Source organism: Kocuria sp. CPCC 205263, assembly GCF_040981075.1.
In the GTDB taxonomy this organism is placed as follows: domain Bacteria; phylum Actinomycetota; class Actinomycetes; order Actinomycetales; family Micrococcaceae; genus Kocuria; species Kocuria rosea.
Genome location: NZ_JAVKPV010000001.1, coordinates 318,853 through 333,129, shown reverse-complemented (window position 1 = coordinate 333,129; position 14,277 = coordinate 318,853). Strand labels below are relative to the sequence as shown.

The 14,277-nt window shown below is 74.2% G+C and carries 20 protein-coding genes; 14 read left to right on the top strand and 6 right to left on the bottom strand.

All coding sequences use genetic code 11. The annotated features are described in order from the left end of the window. The first annotated feature begins 19 nt into the window (after positions 1-19). From RF647_RS01555 to RF647_RS01530, 6 genes are all read left to right on the top strand, one after another. Complete coding sequence (locus RF647_RS01555) at positions 20-505, top strand: hypothetical protein (RefSeq protein WP_368810197.1); 486 nt, start codon at positions 20-22, stop codon at positions 503-505. A 75-nt stretch (positions 506-580) separates the two neighbouring features. Continuing rightward, positions 581-1,330, top strand: a complete 750-nt coding sequence (locus tag RF647_RS01550; RefSeq protein ID WP_368810196.1) for an IclR family transcriptional regulator — start codon at positions 581-583, stop codon at positions 1,328-1,330. An 80-nt stretch (positions 1,331-1,410) separates the two neighbouring features. Continuing rightward, the gene (locus RF647_RS01545) at positions 1,411-2,418 is read left to right on the top strand and encodes a 2Fe-2S iron-sulfur cluster-binding protein (protein WP_368810195.1); all 1,008 of its coding nucleotides are present in this window, start codon (positions 1,411-1,413) and stop codon (positions 2,416-2,418) included. Then, positions 2,415-3,662 carry a cytochrome P450 gene (locus tag RF647_RS01540; RefSeq protein WP_368810194.1) on the top strand — a complete coding sequence of 416 codons (1,248 nt, stop codon included), beginning with the start codon at positions 2,415-2,417 and terminating at the stop codon, positions 3,660-3,662. The genes RF647_RS01545 and RF647_RS01540 overlap by 4 nt, the downstream gene beginning before the upstream one ends. A gap of 42 nt (positions 3,663-3,704) precedes the next feature. Next, positions 3,705-4,679 (top strand): ABC transporter substrate-binding protein, encoded by a 975-nt coding sequence (locus RF647_RS01535; RefSeq protein WP_368810193.1) that lies wholly within the window; start codon positions 3,705-3,707, stop codon positions 4,677-4,679. A 167-nt stretch (positions 4,680-4,846) separates the two neighbouring features. Continuing rightward, positions 4,847-6,130: a cytochrome P450 gene (locus tag RF647_RS01530; RefSeq protein ID WP_368810192.1), complete on the top strand. Its 1,284-nt coding sequence runs from the start codon at positions 4,847-4,849 to the stop codon at positions 6,128-6,130. On the opposite strand, the gene RF647_RS01525 is transcribed toward RF647_RS01530, so the two are convergent. Continuing rightward, positions 6,088-6,930 (bottom strand): SDR family oxidoreductase, encoded by an 843-nt coding sequence (locus tag RF647_RS01525; protein WP_368810191.1) that lies wholly within the window; start codon positions 6,928-6,930, stop codon positions 6,088-6,090. The two genes, RF647_RS01530 and RF647_RS01525, sit on opposite strands and share 43 nt — an antisense overlap. A gap of 136 nt (positions 6,931-7,066) precedes the next feature. Here RF647_RS01525 and RF647_RS01520 point away from each other — a divergent pair, with 136 nt between their 5' ends. From RF647_RS01520 to RF647_RS01510, 3 genes are all read left to right on the top strand, one after another. Next, on the top strand, positions 7,067-7,567 hold the full coding sequence (locus RF647_RS01520) for a pyridoxamine 5'-phosphate oxidase family protein (protein ID WP_368810190.1): 501 nt from the start codon (positions 7,067-7,069) through the stop codon (positions 7,565-7,567). A gap of 76 nt (positions 7,568-7,643) precedes the next feature. After that, positions 7,644-8,183: a DUF488 family protein gene (locus RF647_RS01515; protein ID WP_368810189.1), complete on the top strand. Its 540-nt coding sequence runs from the start codon at positions 7,644-7,646 to the stop codon at positions 8,181-8,183. Continuing rightward, on the top strand, positions 8,171-8,503 hold the full coding sequence (locus RF647_RS01510; RefSeq protein ID WP_017833474.1) for a hypothetical protein: 333 nt from the start codon (positions 8,171-8,173) through the stop codon (positions 8,501-8,503). Before RF647_RS01515 ends, RF647_RS01510 begins: the two co-directional genes overlap by 13 nt. A gap of 33 nt (positions 8,504-8,536) precedes the next feature. Here the strand turns inward: RF647_RS01510 and RF647_RS01505 are convergent, their stop codons facing one another. Beyond that, positions 8,537-8,704 (bottom strand): hypothetical protein, encoded by a 168-nt coding sequence (locus RF647_RS01505; RefSeq protein ID WP_017833475.1) that lies wholly within the window; start codon positions 8,702-8,704, stop codon positions 8,537-8,539. A 177-nt stretch (positions 8,705-8,881) separates the two neighbouring features. Here RF647_RS01505 and RF647_RS01500 point away from each other — a divergent pair, with 177 nt between their 5' ends. Further along, positions 8,882-9,541, top strand: coding sequence for an SDR family oxidoreductase (locus RF647_RS01500; RefSeq protein WP_368810188.1), 660 nt, complete (start codon positions 8,882-8,884; stop codon positions 9,539-9,541). A gap of 105 nt (positions 9,542-9,646) precedes the next feature. Here the strand turns inward: RF647_RS01500 and RF647_RS01495 are convergent, their stop codons facing one another. Both RF647_RS01495 and RF647_RS01490 read right to left on the bottom strand, forming a co-directional pair. After that, positions 9,647-10,078 carry a nuclear transport factor 2 family protein gene (locus RF647_RS01495; protein ID WP_368810187.1) on the bottom strand — a complete coding sequence of 144 codons (432 nt, stop codon included), beginning with the start codon at positions 10,076-10,078 and terminating at the stop codon, positions 9,647-9,649. A 29-nt stretch (positions 10,079-10,107) separates the two neighbouring features. After that, positions 10,108-10,647 carry a nuclear transport factor 2 family protein gene (locus RF647_RS01490; RefSeq protein ID WP_368810186.1) on the bottom strand — a complete coding sequence of 180 codons (540 nt, stop codon included), beginning with the start codon at positions 10,645-10,647 and terminating at the stop codon, positions 10,108-10,110. A gap of 132 nt (positions 10,648-10,779) precedes the next feature. Between RF647_RS01490 and RF647_RS01485 the strand changes: the two genes are divergently transcribed. From RF647_RS01485 to RF647_RS01470, 4 genes are read left to right on the top strand one after another with little or no spacing between them, the layout of a single operon-like run. Next, the gene (locus RF647_RS01485) at positions 10,780-11,262 is read left to right on the top strand and encodes a pyridoxamine 5'-phosphate oxidase family protein (protein WP_017833479.1); all 483 of its coding nucleotides are present in this window, start codon (positions 10,780-10,782) and stop codon (positions 11,260-11,262) included. Then, positions 11,259-11,597, top strand: a complete 339-nt coding sequence (locus RF647_RS01480) for an acylphosphatase (RefSeq protein WP_368810185.1) — start codon at positions 11,259-11,261, stop codon at positions 11,595-11,597. The genes RF647_RS01485 and RF647_RS01480 overlap by 4 nt, the downstream gene beginning before the upstream one ends. A gap of 41 nt (positions 11,598-11,638) precedes the next feature. Then, positions 11,639-12,604, top strand: coding sequence for a cation diffusion facilitator family transporter (locus RF647_RS01475; RefSeq protein ID WP_207307532.1), 966 nt, complete (start codon positions 11,639-11,641; stop codon positions 12,602-12,604). Then, a complete protein-coding gene (locus RF647_RS01470; protein ID WP_368810184.1) occupies positions 12,594-12,983 on the top strand; it encodes a hypothetical protein in 390 nt (129 codons plus the stop codon). Before RF647_RS01475 ends, RF647_RS01470 begins: the two co-directional genes overlap by 11 nt. Here RF647_RS01470 and RF647_RS01465 read toward each other — a convergent pair. Both RF647_RS01465 and RF647_RS01460 read right to left on the bottom strand, forming a co-directional pair. Further along, the gene (locus RF647_RS01465) at positions 12,958-13,386 is read right to left on the bottom strand and encodes a DUF779 domain-containing protein (RefSeq protein ID WP_368810353.1); all 429 of its coding nucleotides are present in this window, start codon (positions 13,384-13,386) and stop codon (positions 12,958-12,960) included. The two genes, RF647_RS01470 and RF647_RS01465, sit on opposite strands and share 26 nt — an antisense overlap. Before the next feature lie 90 nt (positions 13,387-13,476). Beyond that, the gene (locus RF647_RS01460; protein WP_368810183.1) at positions 13,477-14,247 is read right to left on the bottom strand and encodes a spermidine synthase; all 771 of its coding nucleotides are present in this window, start codon (positions 14,245-14,247) and stop codon (positions 13,477-13,479) included. Positions 14,248-14,277: the final 30 nt, after the last annotated feature.

Genomic DNA, 14,277 nt, shown 5'->3' with positions numbered 1-14,277 from the left:
AGTCTGCTGAGATGACGGCATGGACGTTTCGGACTTCAGGACCCTGTTCGGCGACGACATCCGGGCCTGGCTCGACTGGGGAGCGGTGGACGACGAGAACTCCCGGATCGAGGACCTCGTGGTCTCGTCCCGGGAGGAGCTCGCCGACCTCTACACGGTGTGGCACGTGGACCCCGAGGGCAACCCGGGCGAGTGGTCGCACCCGCAGCACCGGCCGCTGACCCTCGCCGAGGCGGCGGCGAAGCAGTGGCCGGAGGACCGGCAGGGCAAGATCGAGCAGATGCGGCAGGAGTTCGCGGAGGAGGCGGGGCCGGTCCAGCTCACCGTCCCAGCGTACCGGACCGAGGGCTTCCTCGTGGTCCTCGACTCCAACCACCGCCTGGTGGGGGCCTACCTCTCCGAGGTCGACCTGCGCGTGCTGCTGGTCGTGCTGGACGGACCCTCGTCCTCCCAGGTGCTGCCCGCCACGGCGCAGATCGAGAACGACCAGGCGGAGCGGAGCTGAGACCGCACCCGGATCCGGCGGCGAGGCCGCGGCGGCGCTCTCGTCCGGGGGAGCGCAGAGGGAGGATCCGCAGCGGTGGCGCGCACCCAGTCCGGTGAGTCGGTCCTCTCCCGCGCCGTGCGCCTCGTCGAGGCGTTCCGGCAGGGCGAGGAGTGGCTCACCGTCACCGAGCTGGCCCGGCGCACCGGCCTGCACCTGGCGACGGCCTCCCGGCTCGTCGCCGAACTGACCGAGCACGGCTGGCTGGAGCGGGACGAGGAGCGCCGTGTCCGGCTGGGGGTGCGGCTGTGGGAGGTCGCGGCCCGGGCCTCCTCCGCCCTGTCGCTGCGCGAGGCGGCGATGCCCGTGCTCGAGGACCTGCACGCCCAGGTCCGCCAGCACGCCCAGATCGGCGTCCTGGACGGCACCGAGGTGCTGTTCCTGGAGCGGCTCAGCGCGCCGGACGCGGTGGTGAACTTCACCCGCATCGCCGGGCGGCTGTCCCTGCACGCCTCCTCGTCCGGGCTCGTGCTGCTGGCGCACAGCGACGCCGCGTTCCAGGAGGAGGTGCTCGCCGGCCCGCACGAGGCGTTCACGGACTCGACACCCACGGATCCCGAGCGGCTGCGGCGGATGCTGGCCCTGATCCGCCGTGACGGCTCCGCGCACTGCCCGGGATACCTGCACCCCGACGCCACCGGGATCGCGGCGCCGGTGTTCCGGCGCGGAGAGGCCGTGGCGACGCTGTCCGTCGTCGTGCCCAACCTCCCGCGGTCCCGCCAGTGGGAGCCCCTGCTGCGGATCGCCGCGGCCACCGTGACCCGCCGGCTCGACGGGACGGGCTGAGCCTCTCGACCAATGAGAGTGCTGTGGTGTGTGATCCATGACACACCAAGACTGGAGGGCATCCGCACCGAGGAGGTCCGATGTCCACCGCACTCCCGTCCCCCGTGGCCCGCGCCGCGGCTCAGGCCGCGTCCGCCGGCCGCGGCCCCACCGGCCTGGCCGTGCGCGCCAAGGAGGCCGTCTCCGACGACACCGTCGCGCTGACGCTCGCCGCCCCCGACGGGTCCCGCCTGCCCGACTGGAGCCCCGGCGCCCACGTGGACCTGCACCTGGGGGAGGGCAGGATCCGGCAGTACTCCCTGTGCGGCGACCGCTGGGACCCCACGACCTACCGGGTCGGGGTGAAGCTCGACCCCGCCGGCCGCGGCGGCTCCCGGTACGTCCACGAGCAGCTGCGGGTGGGCGACGTCGTGCCCTTCGGCGGCCCGCGCAACACCTTCCGGATGCACCCGGCCGGCTCCTACCTGTTCCTGGGCGCCGGCATCGGGATCACCCCGATGCTGCCCATGATCGACCAGGCCGTGCGCCTCGGCGTGCCCTGGCGCTGCGTGGCCTTCGGCCGCACGAGGGCGTCCATGCCGTTCCTCGACGAGCTGGCGGCCCACGGCGGGAACGTCGAGTTCCACGAGACGTCCATCGTCGGGCACGGGGACCTCCGGGAGACCATCGGCGAGCTGGACGGCGCCACCGGGGTGTACGCCTGCGGGCCCGAGCGCTTCCTCACCCCCCTCCTCGAGCTGGAGCCCGAGCTGGAGCTGCCCGCCGGCGGGCTGCGCGTGGAGCACTTCACGGCGGACGCCGGTGCCGCGCTCGCGGACGGCACCTCCTTCGAGCTCGAGCTCGCCCGCAGCGGCCGGGTCCTGGAGGTGGCCCCGGGCCGGACCGTCCTCGACGCCCTGCGCGCCGACGGCCACGGTGTCCTGGCCTCGTGCGAGCAGGGCCTGTGCGGGACGTGCGAGACCGACGTCCTCGCCGGGACTCCCGACCACCGGGACTCCGTCCTGGCCCCGCACGAGCGGGCGGCCGGGGACTGCCTCATGGTCTGCGTCTCCCGCTCCCGCACACCCCGCCTGACCATCGACCTGTGACCGCCCGAGCAGAGAGCGACGAGCCCATGACCGTTCCCGCCACCACCGTTTCCTCCACCGTTCCCGTCCTCACCGAGGACCCGTTCGGCGACGACGTCCTCACCGACCCGCTGCCCTTCCACGAGACGCTGCGCGAGGCCGGGCCGGTCGTCCGCCTCGAGTCCTGCGGGACCTGGGCGATGGGCCGCCACGCGGAGGTCCACGCCTCCCTGACCGACTGGCAGGGGTTCCAGTCCGCCGCCGGGGTGGGGCTGTCCGACTTCAAGCGCGAGAAGCCCTGGCGCCCGCCGAGTCTGCTCCTGGAGGCCGACCCGCCCCAGCACGACGCCCCACGCCACGTCCTGGCGAACGTGCTCAGCCCGCGGGCGCTGAAGAAGCTGCGCCCCGCCTGGGCCGCCGACGCCGAGGAGCTCGTGTCCGAGGTCCTCGGCGGGGCCACGGAGTTCGACGCCGTCGCGCAGCTCGCCGAGGCCTTCCCCCTGCGCGTGTTCCCCGACGCCGTCGGGCTGCCCCAGGACGGCCGCGAACACCTCCTGCCCTACGGCGACCACGTCTTCAACGCGTTCGGCCCGGTCAACCACCTGGTCGAGAGGGGGCAGCCCCGCGTCGCGGAGCTCGGGGCCTGGGTCGCGTCCCGGTGCGCCCGCGAGGCGCTCGCCCCGGAGGGCTTCGGTGCCGACATCTGGGCCGCCGCCGACCGCGGCGAGATCACCCCCGAGCAGGCGCCGCTGATCGTCCGCTCCCTGCTCACCGCCGGGGTCGACACCACGGTCCACGCCCTCTCGGCGATCCTCCACTCGTTCGCCGGCCACCCCGGCGAGTGGGCCCGGCTCCGGGCGGACCCGTCCCTCGTGCGGACCGCCTTCGACGAGGCCGTCCGGCTCGAGTCCCCCGTCCAGACGTTCTTCCGGACGACGACGCGGGACCTCCGGGTGGCAGGCACCGACATCCCCGAGGGGGAGAAGGTGCTGCTGTTCCTGGGCGCGGCGAACCGGGACCCACGGCGGTGGGCGGACCCGGACGTCTTCGACCTCTCCCGCGACCCGTCAGGGCACGTCGGCTTCGGCATGGGCATCCACCAGTGCGTGGGCCAGCACGTGGCCCGGCTGGAGGCCGAGGCCCTGCTGCTGGCGATGATCCCGCGCGTCCGGCGGATCGAGCTCACCGGGCAGCCTCGGCGCCACCTCAACAACACCCTGCGTGCGTGGGGATCGCTGCCCGTGCGCGTCGAGCTCGAGCCCTGAGCAGTGCCCACGATCCGTCCGACCACCGACGAAAGGCCCGTCATGTCCCGTCAGAGCACCCGTCCCGGAACCGCCCTCGTCCCCCTGTTCGCAGCCCTGAGCCTGGGGCTGACCGCGTGCGGCGGGGGAACCGGCGCGTCCGCCGAGGAGGAGGGGGCGGCCGCCGCGGTGCGCATCGGCTATTTCCCGCTGGTCCACACCGCCACGGCGGTGCACGCCGACGAGGCGGGCCTCTTCGAGGCCGAGGAACTCGACGCCGAGCTGGTGCAGACCGCCGGGGGCGCGGCGGCCATCCCCGCCCTGGTCTCCGGGGACTTCGACATCACCTACACCAACTACACCTCCGCGCTCCTGGCCGCCGAGAAGGGCCTGCCCATCCGGCTGGTGGCCGGCAACGACGTCGGCGCCACGGACCACGGCGTGTTCGTCGCCGAGGACTCCGGGCTGGAGGCACCCGCCGACCTCGCCGGCAGGACCGTGGCCGTGAACAACCTGCAGAACATCGGCACCGTCGCGTTCTACGAGCACCTCGAGGAGGCCGGGCTGGACCCCCGGGAGGTCGACCTGGTCGAGATGCCGTACCCGGACATGAGCGCCGCCCTGGAGCGCGGCGAGGTGGACGCCGCCTGGCAGGTCGAGCCGTTCCAGGCGATGGCCGAGCAGGCCGGGCACCGGAAGATCTTCGACCTCTTCTCCGGGCCGGTGGAGGAGATGCCGGTCGCCGGCTGGGTCACCACGCAGGAGTTCGCCGAGCAGAACCCCGAGACGGTGGCCGCCTTCGGGCGCGCCATCACCGCCTCCGGGGAGGAGCTGCAGGACGACCGGGAACGGCTGGTGGAGCTGGTGCCGACCTACACCCAGGTGAGCGCCGAGCTCACCGAGCAGGTGGAGATGCCGGTGTTCCAGGGCGCGCTGGACCTCGAGAGGCTGCAGCGGACCGCGGACCTGATGCAGAGCCACGGCATCACCGGGGACCGGCTCGAGGTCTCGGACCTCGTGGCGGAGCCGGTGCGCTGACCGGCGGCCCGGTCCTCTGCGCGAGGAGCTGCGCCCCGGGTCCGGCTGCCGCGACGGGGCTCGTTCTGCGCTGGGCCTCGCCGGGGGGTCGCGTCCGGTCGGACCGAGTCGCTGATCGCGGCAGAACGCGACCCCCCGGCGTCAGGAGGCGGGACTAGCATGAGCCCATGAGCGACGACGCCCGCCCCGCGACCCGCTGCCCCGTCCCGCACGGCGACCGGCGCCGGACCGCCCCGCCCGGCGAGCGCAGCGCGCCGCGGGTGGAGGTGCTCGACGGCGTCTGGCACGTCCGCTCCCTGCCGATGGTCCGCCAGGTGCTGCGGGAGGCCGACGGCACGGTCCAGGCCGGCTTCAGCGCGGAGACCGCCCGGCAGGGCCTGACCGGCGACCACCCGCCCGTGCTCTACGCGGACGGTCCGGAGCACCGGCGCCAGCGCACCGCCACCGCGAGGTTCTTCACCCCGGCCGCGGTGAGCCGCCGCTACCGGGCCCTGATGGAGGAGCGCGCCGACGAGCTGGTCGAGCGGATCCGGCAGGACGGCGGGGCCGAGCTGTCCGCGATCACCCTGCGCTACTCCGTGGAGGTCGCCGCCCAGGTGGTGGGGCTGACGAACTCGGACATCGACGAGATGTCCCGGCGCCTGGAGCGCTTCTTCAGCGGCCCCGTGACCGGCTCCGCCGGTTCCCCGCGGCGCCGGCTCCCCGCTCGGCTGGGCGCCGTCGCCGGGGCCCTGCGGCCGATGTGGGCGATGACCGCCTTCCAGCTCCGGGACGTGCGCCCGGCCATCCGGGCCCGGCGCCGGGAGCCGCAGGAGGACGTCGTGTCCCACCTGCTCGCGGAGGACTACACGGACCGGGAGATCCTCGTGGAGTGCCTCACCTACGCGGCCGCCGGCATGGCCACCACCCGCGAGTTCATCGCGGTGGCCGCCTGGCACCTGCTGGAGGACGACCGGCTGCAGGAGGAGTACCTCGCGGCCGACGAGCCGGCCCGGCACGGGATCCTGCACGAGATCCTGCGCCTGGAACCGGTGGTGGGCCACCTCTACCGCCGGACCACGCGGGAGCTGGTCCTGGAGGACGGGGAACAGCGCCACGAGGTGCCCGCCGGGGCGCTGCTCGACCTCTACGTCCGCCAGGCGAACACCGACGAGCAGGCCCTGGGGGAGGACGCCCGGCAGCTGTGCCCGGAACGGTCCCGGCCGCGCGGGATCCGGCCCGAGGCGATGTCCTTCGGGGACGGCGCCCACCGGTGCCCGGGCGGGTTCCTCGCGATCCAGGAGACCGACGTCTTCCTGCAGCGCCTGCTGCGGCTGCCCCTCGAGTTCGCGCACCCGCCGCGGGTCTCGTGGGTCGAGCTGATCGCCGCCTACGAGGTGCGCGACGTCGTCCTGCGGGTGGGCGCCGGTCAGGGGTGGCGCACGCCCTCCCCGGCGAGCACCGCCCGGTAGCCCTCCCGGTACGTGGGATGGCGCAGCTCGACGCCGGACTCCCGCAGCCGCCGGTTGGACAGCCGCTTCGAGCCCCGGCGCGGCGCGTCCGCCTCCGGGACGTCCTCGGGCCGGGGGACGCCGAGCTCCTGCGCCAGGAACTCGAGGACCTCGAGCTCGGGCACGGGCTCGTCGTCCGTGCCCAGGTACAGCGTGAGCGGCTGGGCGTCCATGGTCAGCAGGTGCACGGCGGCCGCCGCCGCGTCGTCGCGGTGGATGCGGTTGGTCCAGGCCGCCCCGGCGGCACCGTCCCCGGAGCGCACCTTGTCGATCAGCCGCGTCCGGCCCGGCCCGTAGATCCCGGACAGCCGCAGGACCGTGCCGTGGGGGAACTGCTCGTGGAACAGCTCCTCGGCCTCCAGCAGGATCCGCGCGGTCGGGGTCGAGGGGTCCGGCGGGGTGTCCTCGGTGACCTCCCCGCCGTCGGCGTCCCCGCACACGGCGGTCGAGGAGATCAGCAGGGCGCGCCGGGGCAGGGCCCCGGCGGCGCGCAGCCCGTCGAACAGGTGGCGCAGGCCGTCGACGTAGGCCGCCCGGTAGGCCTCCGGCGTCCGCCCGTCCGCGGCGGTGGCCACGACCAGCAGCTCGACGTCGCCCGGCAGCTCGGGCACCTCGGTGCTCAGGTCCACCGCGATCCCGATCAGGGGCGGCGGCAGCAGCTCCGCGCGGCGGCGCAGGCCCAGCACCTCGTGCCCCTGCTCGGCCAGCCGCAGCCCGATCTCCGTGCCCAGGTCTCCGCATCCCGCGATCACCACGCTCATGGCCCCGATTCTCCCACGTCCCGGACCGGGCGCCGCGGCGCGGACCGGTCCTGTTCCGCCGGCGGCGGCGGCACCGTAGGTTGGAGGTGGCGACCGGGCACCCCCGAGCGGCCGAGGAGCACGGAAGGGGTCGACGGTGGACTGGTACCGCAAGGACGTGGAGGAGCTCGCCCCCGAGGACTGCTGGAACCGACTGCAGGCGGACGGGGTCGCCCGGCTGGCCGTCGTGGTGGACGGAGCGCCGGAGATCTTCCCGATCAACTACGTGGTCGACCGCGAGACGATCGTGTTCCGCTCGGGCCTGGGCACGAAGGTGAGCGGCGCGCTCGAGGGCCTGGCGGTGGCCCTCGAGATCGACGGGCACGACCCGGCGACCGCCACGGCGTGGAGCGTGATCGTGAAGGGCGGCGCCGAGAGCGTCCGGCCGGGCCACGCCCTGAGGGAGGCCCTGCAGCTGCCCCTGTTCCCATGGCAGGAGGGGATGAAGGACCAGTTCGTCCGCATCGTCCCGACCGCCGTGACGGGCCGGCTCTTCACCATGGCCGACCACGAGGCGTGGAACTCCCGGGCGGCCGTCGGCCGCCGGACCTCGGGCGGGTCCGCCCGCTGGACCGAGGCCGGCTCCGGCGGGCCGTGACGGCCCGGGCCGGCTCCCGCGGAGCGGGCCGTGTCGGGACGGGGAGGCCTCCGTGCCCGGTCAGTAGGGTGGGGACATGACAGCGCACACCGTCTACACCGTGGGCCACTCCACGCGCTCCGCCGAGGAGTTCGTGGCGCTGCTGCGGGAGTCCGGGGTGCAGCAGCTCGTCGACATCCGCACGGTGCCGCGCTCGCGGACGAACCCGCAGTTCGACCTCGACGCGCTGCCGGGCACGCTCGCGGAGGCCAGCATCGGGCACAGCTACTGCAAGGGCCTGGGCGGGCTGCGCCCCACCTCGAAGGACACGGTCAACACCGCCTGGCGCAACGAGTCCTTCCGCGGCTACGCCGACCACATGCTGACCGACGAGTTCCGGGCCGCGCTGGCCGAGCTCGAGCGCCTGGCCGAGGCCCGCATCGTCGCGATCATGTGCGCGGAGGCCGTCTGGTGGCGCTGCCACCGCTCGCTCGTGGCCGAGGCCCTGCTGGTGCGCGCGCACGACGTGCAGCACATCATGGGCCCCGGCAAGCTGACCCCCGCGACGCTGCGGGACTTCGCCGTGGTCGACGGAGACCGGATCACCCACCCAGGAGGAGAACCATGCAGCACCTGAACGAGATCGCCCTGCAGCACTTGAACGAGGCACGCCACGCCCCGCACGGGCGCAGCGCCGAGCAGCTCCTGCACCAGAAGGTGCTTCGCCAGACCCTCCTGGCTCTCAAGGAGGGGGCGGTGCTCGCGGAGCACAACGCCCCCTACGCCGGGAGCCTGCAGGTGCTGCACGGGCGGATCCGGGTCTCCTCGAGCGAGGACCTGGTGCTCGGGGCCGGACACCTGCACGTGATCCCCGCGGAGCGGCACTCCGTGGTGGCCCTGGAGGACTCGGTGTTCATCCTCACCGCCGTGACCGGCATCGAGGACGCCGCCGAGTAGCCCCGGAGCGGCCCGGGGAAGGAGCGGGGGCGCTCAGCGCCGGCCCAGGTGCTTCTCCCGGCGGTAGGCGATGAACACGCCGGACACCGCGATCATCAGCATCATGGCGGCGATGAGCGCGAGCGTCCACGCGCCGTCGATCAGGGCGACGACCAGCAGGACGAGGGCGATCGCGGTCAGCAGGAGCTGGAAGATCAGCACGGGGCAGCCTCCGGTCGGGATCAGGGGTCCCGTCGAGGCTACCCGAGGCGGCGCCGGACGCCGGGGCCGGACGCATTCCCGGTTTCGCCCTCCGCGTGAGCCGTGTCCCTGCGGCCGCGAGGGGGCTAGCGTCGGGGGAGAACACCACGTCCCTTCACCACCCCAAGGAGCACATCCATGTCCCGCACAGCCATCATCGGCGGCCACGGCAAGGTCGCCCTCGTCCTCGCCCAGCTGCTCAAGACCGGCGGCAACGAGGTCACGAGCATCTTCCGCAACCCCGACCACACGGACGACGTCGAGAACACCGGCGCGTCCCCCGTGGTGGCCGACGTCGAGCAGCTGTCGGTCGCCCAGCTCGCGGACCTGCTCGAGGGCCAGGACGCCGTCGTGTGGAGCGCCGGCGCCGGCGGCGGCAGCCCCGAGCGCACCTACGCCGTGGACCGGGACGCGGCGATCCGCGCGATGGACGCGGCCGTGATGGCCGGCGCCAAGCGCTTCGTCATGGTCTCCTACTTCGGCGCCGGCCAGGACCACGGCGTCCCCGAGGACGACCCCTTCTACGCCTACGCCCAGGCCAAGGCCGACGCCGACGAGCACCTGCGCGCCTCCTCGCTCGACTGGACGATCGTGGGCCCCGGTGCCCTCACGGAGGACGAGGCGACCGGCAGGATCGACGTGTCCGCGGGCGAGCGGGACGGCGAGCACCGGACCTCGCGGGCCAACGTGGCGCTCGTGGTCGCGGCCGTGCTGGACGACCCCTCGACCATCGGGAAGACCATCGAGTTCTCCGACGGGCACACGCTCATCACCGAGGCGCTCGAGGTGCAGCCGTGACCGCCTGAGCGCACCGCACGAGGGGCGGCCGCCGCGCACCGGGACACCGGGCGCGGCGGCCGCCCCTCGTCGCAGGGCCCCCGGGCCGGGACCGGCGCACGGCCCCTAGGCCAGGAAGTCGGCCGTCCCCAGGACGCGTGCGGTCGCGCCGGGCCCGGTCGTGCCGAGCCCGGGCGCGTCCAGGGCGGCGATGCGGCGCTCGGCGATCCGCCAGCCGTCCGGGGTGCGCACGAACAGGTCCAGCTGGTCCCCGCCCAGCGCGGTCCCGTCGGCGCACACCACCAGCCACTTGCTCCAGGCCCGCACCCGGTCCGGGGCGAGCCGGCGCAGCACCGTGTCGGTGACCAGGTGGGGGTCCCGGGTCTCGGCCAGGGTCCGCTCGGCGATCTCCGCGGGCCCGCGCGCGGTCCCGCCCGGGGACACGACGACGGCGTCCCCGGTGAACACCCGGTCCAGGTCCGGCCAGGCGCGGGCGTCCACCACCCGGGCGCACCGGCTCAGGACGGTGCCGATCTCGAGCGCGTCGGCGGCGGGCACCCGGTCCCATCTCGCGCCCGGTGCGGGGCTCACTGGCGGGTCCGGTCGGCGGCCGCGAGCACGGCGTCGTCGAACATCGCGTAGGCGTACGGGGCCGGCGCGTAGCCGCCCTCGGCGAGCGCCACGGAGGCGGAGTCGTTGCGGGGCGCCACGGTGCGCCGCTCGATCCGCCACCCGTCGGCGGTGCGGCGGAACGTGTCGATGTAGTCGCCGCAGGCCACCCTCCGGTCCCACGTCAGCAGCAGCATCCTGGACCAGCACACGGCGGTGTCCGCGTCCACGGCTTCCACGATCGAGTTCAGGGTGTGCGTGGCGGGGAAGCGGGCGAGATCGACGGACTCGACGAAGCGCCGCACGCCCGCCGGACCGTCGAACTCGCCCTGCGGTGCGCTGAGGCGGACCTCCGGCACGAACACCTCCCCGAACATGTCCCACTGGCGGTTGTCCAGCAGGTGCGAGGAGAAGCTCAGGATCTCGGCGATCTCGATCCGGTCCTGGGCGCTGATCGCCCCGGTGGCGCTCTCCGTCGTTGTCTCTGCGGTCTGCTCCGAGAACTGTGTGTCGTCCATGGTCCTGCTCTCGTCCTCTCGTGGGCCGGCCGGGCCGTTGCGGCGCGGCGGCGCATGACGAACGGTTCCGCCCATAATGAATTCCCGGGCCCGGCCGTGCCACGAGGCCCGGTCGTTCCCTAATCTGACCACATGAGCACCCACCAGGATGACATCCAGCACATCGTCGAGTTCGTGAACCGCACCCGCGTCGGCATGCTCAGCACCCGCGAGGCCACCGGCAAGCTCGTCAGCCGCCCGATGACCGTGGTCGACGTGGCCCCGGGGGAGGACCTCAACTTCTTCACCAGCCGGGACACCTCCTCGGTCCGGGACGTGGCGGCCAACGACGCCGTCAACGTCGCGTTCGTGGGCGACCACGAATGGGTCTCGATCTCCGGCGCCGCCGAGGTGGTCGAGGACCGGCAGGTGCTCGAGGGGCTGTGGTCCGACGCGCTGAAGGCGTACTACCCGGACGGGCCCGCCACCCCCGGCCTCGTGGTGCTGCGCGTGCGCACGGAGACCGCCGAGCACTGGCGCAGCCCCGGGACGGTCGCCACCGCGCTGCGCTGGGCCAGGGCCCGCGCCACCGGGGAGCAGATCGACCCCGGCCAGTCCACGGTGGTGGACCTGTGAGCCTGCCTCCGATCCACCAGGGGGCCACCGCCGGCCGGGACCCCGAACGGCTGGACCTCGAGGAGGTCCTGCGCCTGACCGCCGTGGTGCACGGCTCCGTGCAGGGCGTCGGGTTCCGCTGGTGGACCGCGCGCCACGCGGAGCGGCTGGGCCTGCACGGCTCGGCGGTGAACAACACGGACGGCACCGTGGGGGTGATCGCCGAGGGCCCCCGGCACGCCGTGCGGGACCTGCTCAAGGCCCTCAACGGCGGCGGCACGCCCGGCGCCGTGATGAAGGTGGACTCCCACTACGGCCCCGCCACCGGGGAGTTCCGCGGGTTCGTCACCGGCTGAGCCGCGACGCCGCACCCCCGCCCGCGTTCTACGATGGAGGCATGGCTCACGACCACGCCGGGGACCGCGGACGCGCGGAGCACGACCACGGGCCCGGGCACTCGCACGCCGGCCCCGGGACCGACCGGTGGCGGATCGCCACCGCCCTCGGGATCACCGCGGCGCTGTTCGTCGTCCAGCTGGTCGGCGCCCTGTGGACGGGCTCCCTGGCGCTCCTCATCGACACCGCCCACGTGCTCACGGACGCGGGCGGGCTGCTGCTCGCGCTGATCGCCGCGCAGCTGACCCTGCGCCCGCCCAGCGCCCGGCGCACGTGGGGCTGGCGGCGCGCGGAGATCGTGGCAGCGGCCCTGCAGGCCGGGGTGTTGCTGGCCGTGGGGCTGTTCGTGCTCGTGGAGGGCGTGCGCCGGTTCCTCGAGCCGCACCCGGTGGCCTCGGCCGAGATGCTGGTCTTCGGCGCCCTGGGCCTGGCCGGCAACCTCGTGGCGATGGCGGTGCTCTTCGGGGGCCGGCGCTCGAACCTGAACCTGCGCGCGGCGATGCTCGAGGTGCTCAACGACGCACTGGGCTCGGTCGCCGTGATCGTCGCGGCCGTGGTCATCACCCTCACCGGCTGGGTGCAGGCGGACGCCGTGGTGGCGCTGCTCATCGGGGCGCTCATCGTGCCCCGCACCATCCGGCTGCTCGTGGAGTCCCTGTCCGTGCTCATGGAGAGCGTGCCCCCCGGGCTCGACATGGACGAGGTCCGCGGGCACATCCTCGAGCTCCCGCACGTGGTGGAGGTCCACGACCTGCACGCGACCCGGATCTCCTCGGACCTGCCCGTGCTCACCGCCCACGTGGTGCTCGAGGAGGAGTACTTCTACTCCGGCGGCTCCGCGGAGGCGCTGGGCCGGATCCAGCAGTGCGTGGCCGAGCACTTCCCCGTGTCCGTCCAGCACTCCACGATCCAGCTGGAGCCCGCGGACCACGACGAACCGGAGGTCTGCGCCCCCCATGAGCACTGAGCCCCCGAGCGGCGAGCAGCACTGCCTGGTCGTCTTCGTCCCCGCCACCCACGCCGAGCAGGTCCTGCAGGCCCTGGGCGAGGCCGGGGCCGGACGGGCCGGGCACTACTCCCACACCGCGTTCGTGAGCCGCGGCACCGGGCGGTTCACGCCGCTGCCGGGGGCGCACCCCGTGATCGGGGAGGTCGGCACGCCCCAGGAGGTCGACGAGGTCCGCATCGAGACGCTGTATCCGGCCGCCCAGCGCGAGCGCGTGCTGCGGGCGATGGCCGGGGCCCACCCCTACGAGGTCCCGGCCTTCGCCACCTTCCCGGTCCACGACCGGGGCCCGTCCTTCGACGAGCAGGGCCGGCTCAGGAGCCGGCCGGATCCTGCATGAGCGCCGAGCGGATCAGGAAGCGCTTGCCCTCCGGCGCCTCCACCGAGAACCCGGAGCCGCGGCCCTCCACCACGTCCACCGTGAGGAGGGTGTGGTTCCAGTACTCGAACTGCTCGCGGGACATCCAGAACTCGAGCTCGGCCGTGGCCGGATCACCGGGCAGCGTGAACACGCCCAGCAGCACGTCCGCCGGGCCGGTGAGGAAGTCCCCGGCCGGGTAGCACATGGGCGCGGAGCCGTCGCAGCACCCGCCGGACTGGTGGAACATCAGCCGCCCGTGGATCCCCCGCAGCGTCCCGAGCAGCTCCACGGCGGCCGGCGTCAGGGCCACCCGGGAGAACGTCTCGCCCTCGACGGCGGGGACGGACTCCAGGACGGTGGTGTCCCCGGCGGCGCCCCCGATGGTGTTCCCGTGGATGTTCGCGGTGGCATTCGTGGCGGTGTTCTCGGCGGTGCTCACAGCACGCTCCTCGGCTCGGCGGTGTGATCCACGCTACAGGCGGTGGAGCAGTTCCTCCAGGCCGAGGCCGTCCAGCACGCCCGCCGGGTGCGGTCCGGCGGCGGCGAAGGCGTCCGCCCACTCTCGGGGCAGGGCCCGGCGCCCGCCCACGAGGACCAGGTTGCCCGGGTAGCGTCCCGTGAGCAGCCGCTCCTCGGCCAGGCACCACACGTCGACCAGGGCCTCCCGCATCGCCCGCGCCTGCCCGGCGAAGAACGCCAGCCCGGGGTCGTCGCCCACGTTGACGACCAGCACCCCGCCGGGCGCCAGCAGCCCGGCGGCCTCGGCGTAGAAGGACGACTCCGTGAGGTGGGCGGGGGCGTCCCGGCCCGAGAAGACGTCGAGGACCACGAGGTCCGCGGTCCCGGGGGTGACGACGTCCGGCAGGGCCGCCCGGGCGTCGTCGATCACGACGCGCACGTCCGCCCCCGCGGGCAGGGGCAGCGCCTCGAGCACGAACGCGGGCAGCTCCCGCTCGAGCTCCACGGCGACCTGCGCGGAGCCGGGCCGGGTCGCGGCCACGTACCGGGCGAGCGTCAGGGCCCCGGCGCCCAGGTGGACCGCGGTGACCGGCGCACCCGGCGCCGCCACCACGTCGACGACGCCGCCGATCCGCCGCAGGTACTCGTAGAAGATCTCCCCGGGGCGGGCGAGGTCCACGTGGGACTGCTCGGCCCCGCCGATGGAGAGCACGAACCCGCCCTCGGTGAAGCCGTCCGGGGTGATCTCGGCGTGCACGCCGGCGTCCTTGAGGTATCTGCGCATGAGCCCATTGTCACTTCCCGGACGGGAATG

Excerpts from the sequence above, each read along its gene's own strand:
- RF647_RS01490 (WP_368810186.1), bottom strand. The coding sequence starts at position 10,647 with ATGGACGACACACAGTTCTCGGAGCAGACCGCAGAGACAACGACGGAG.
- RF647_RS01475 (WP_207307532.1), top strand. The coding sequence starts at position 11,639 with ATGGCTCACGACCACGCCGGGGACCGCGGACGCGCGGAGCACGACCAC.
- RF647_RS01515 (WP_368810189.1), top strand. The coding sequence starts at position 7,644 with ATGACAGCGCACACCGTCTACACCGTGGGCCACTCCACGCGCTCCGCC.
- RF647_RS01510 (WP_017833474.1), top strand. The coding sequence starts at position 8,171 with ATGCAGCACCTGAACGAGATCGCCCTGCAGCACTTGAACGAGGCACGC.
- RF647_RS01555 (WP_368810197.1), top strand. The coding sequence starts at position 20 with ATGGACGTTTCGGACTTCAGGACCCTGTTCGGCGACGACATCCGGGCC.
- RF647_RS01525 (WP_368810191.1), bottom strand. The coding sequence starts at position 6,930 with ATGAGCGTGGTGATCGCGGGATGCGGAGACCTGGGCACGGAGATCGGG.
- RF647_RS01485 (WP_017833479.1), top strand. The coding sequence starts at position 10,780 with ATGAGCACCCACCAGGATGACATCCAGCACATCGTCGAGTTCGTGAAC.
- RF647_RS01545 (WP_368810195.1), top strand. The coding sequence starts at position 1,411 with ATGTCCACCGCACTCCCGTCCCCCGTGGCCCGCGCCGCGGCTCAGGCC.
- RF647_RS01470 (WP_368810184.1), top strand. The coding sequence starts at position 12,594 with ATGAGCACTGAGCCCCCGAGCGGCGAGCAGCACTGCCTGGTCGTCTTC.
- RF647_RS01500 (WP_368810188.1), top strand. The coding sequence starts at position 8,882 with ATGTCCCGCACAGCCATCATCGGCGGCCACGGCAAGGTCGCCCTCGTC.
- RF647_RS01530 (WP_368810192.1), top strand. The coding sequence starts at position 4,847 with ATGAGCGACGACGCCCGCCCCGCGACCCGCTGCCCCGTCCCGCACGGC.
- RF647_RS01535 (WP_368810193.1), top strand. The coding sequence starts at position 3,705 with ATGTCCCGTCAGAGCACCCGTCCCGGAACCGCCCTCGTCCCCCTGTTC.
- RF647_RS01460 (WP_368810183.1), bottom strand. The coding sequence starts at position 14,247 with ATGCGCAGATACCTCAAGGACGCCGGCGTGCACGCCGAGATCACCCCG.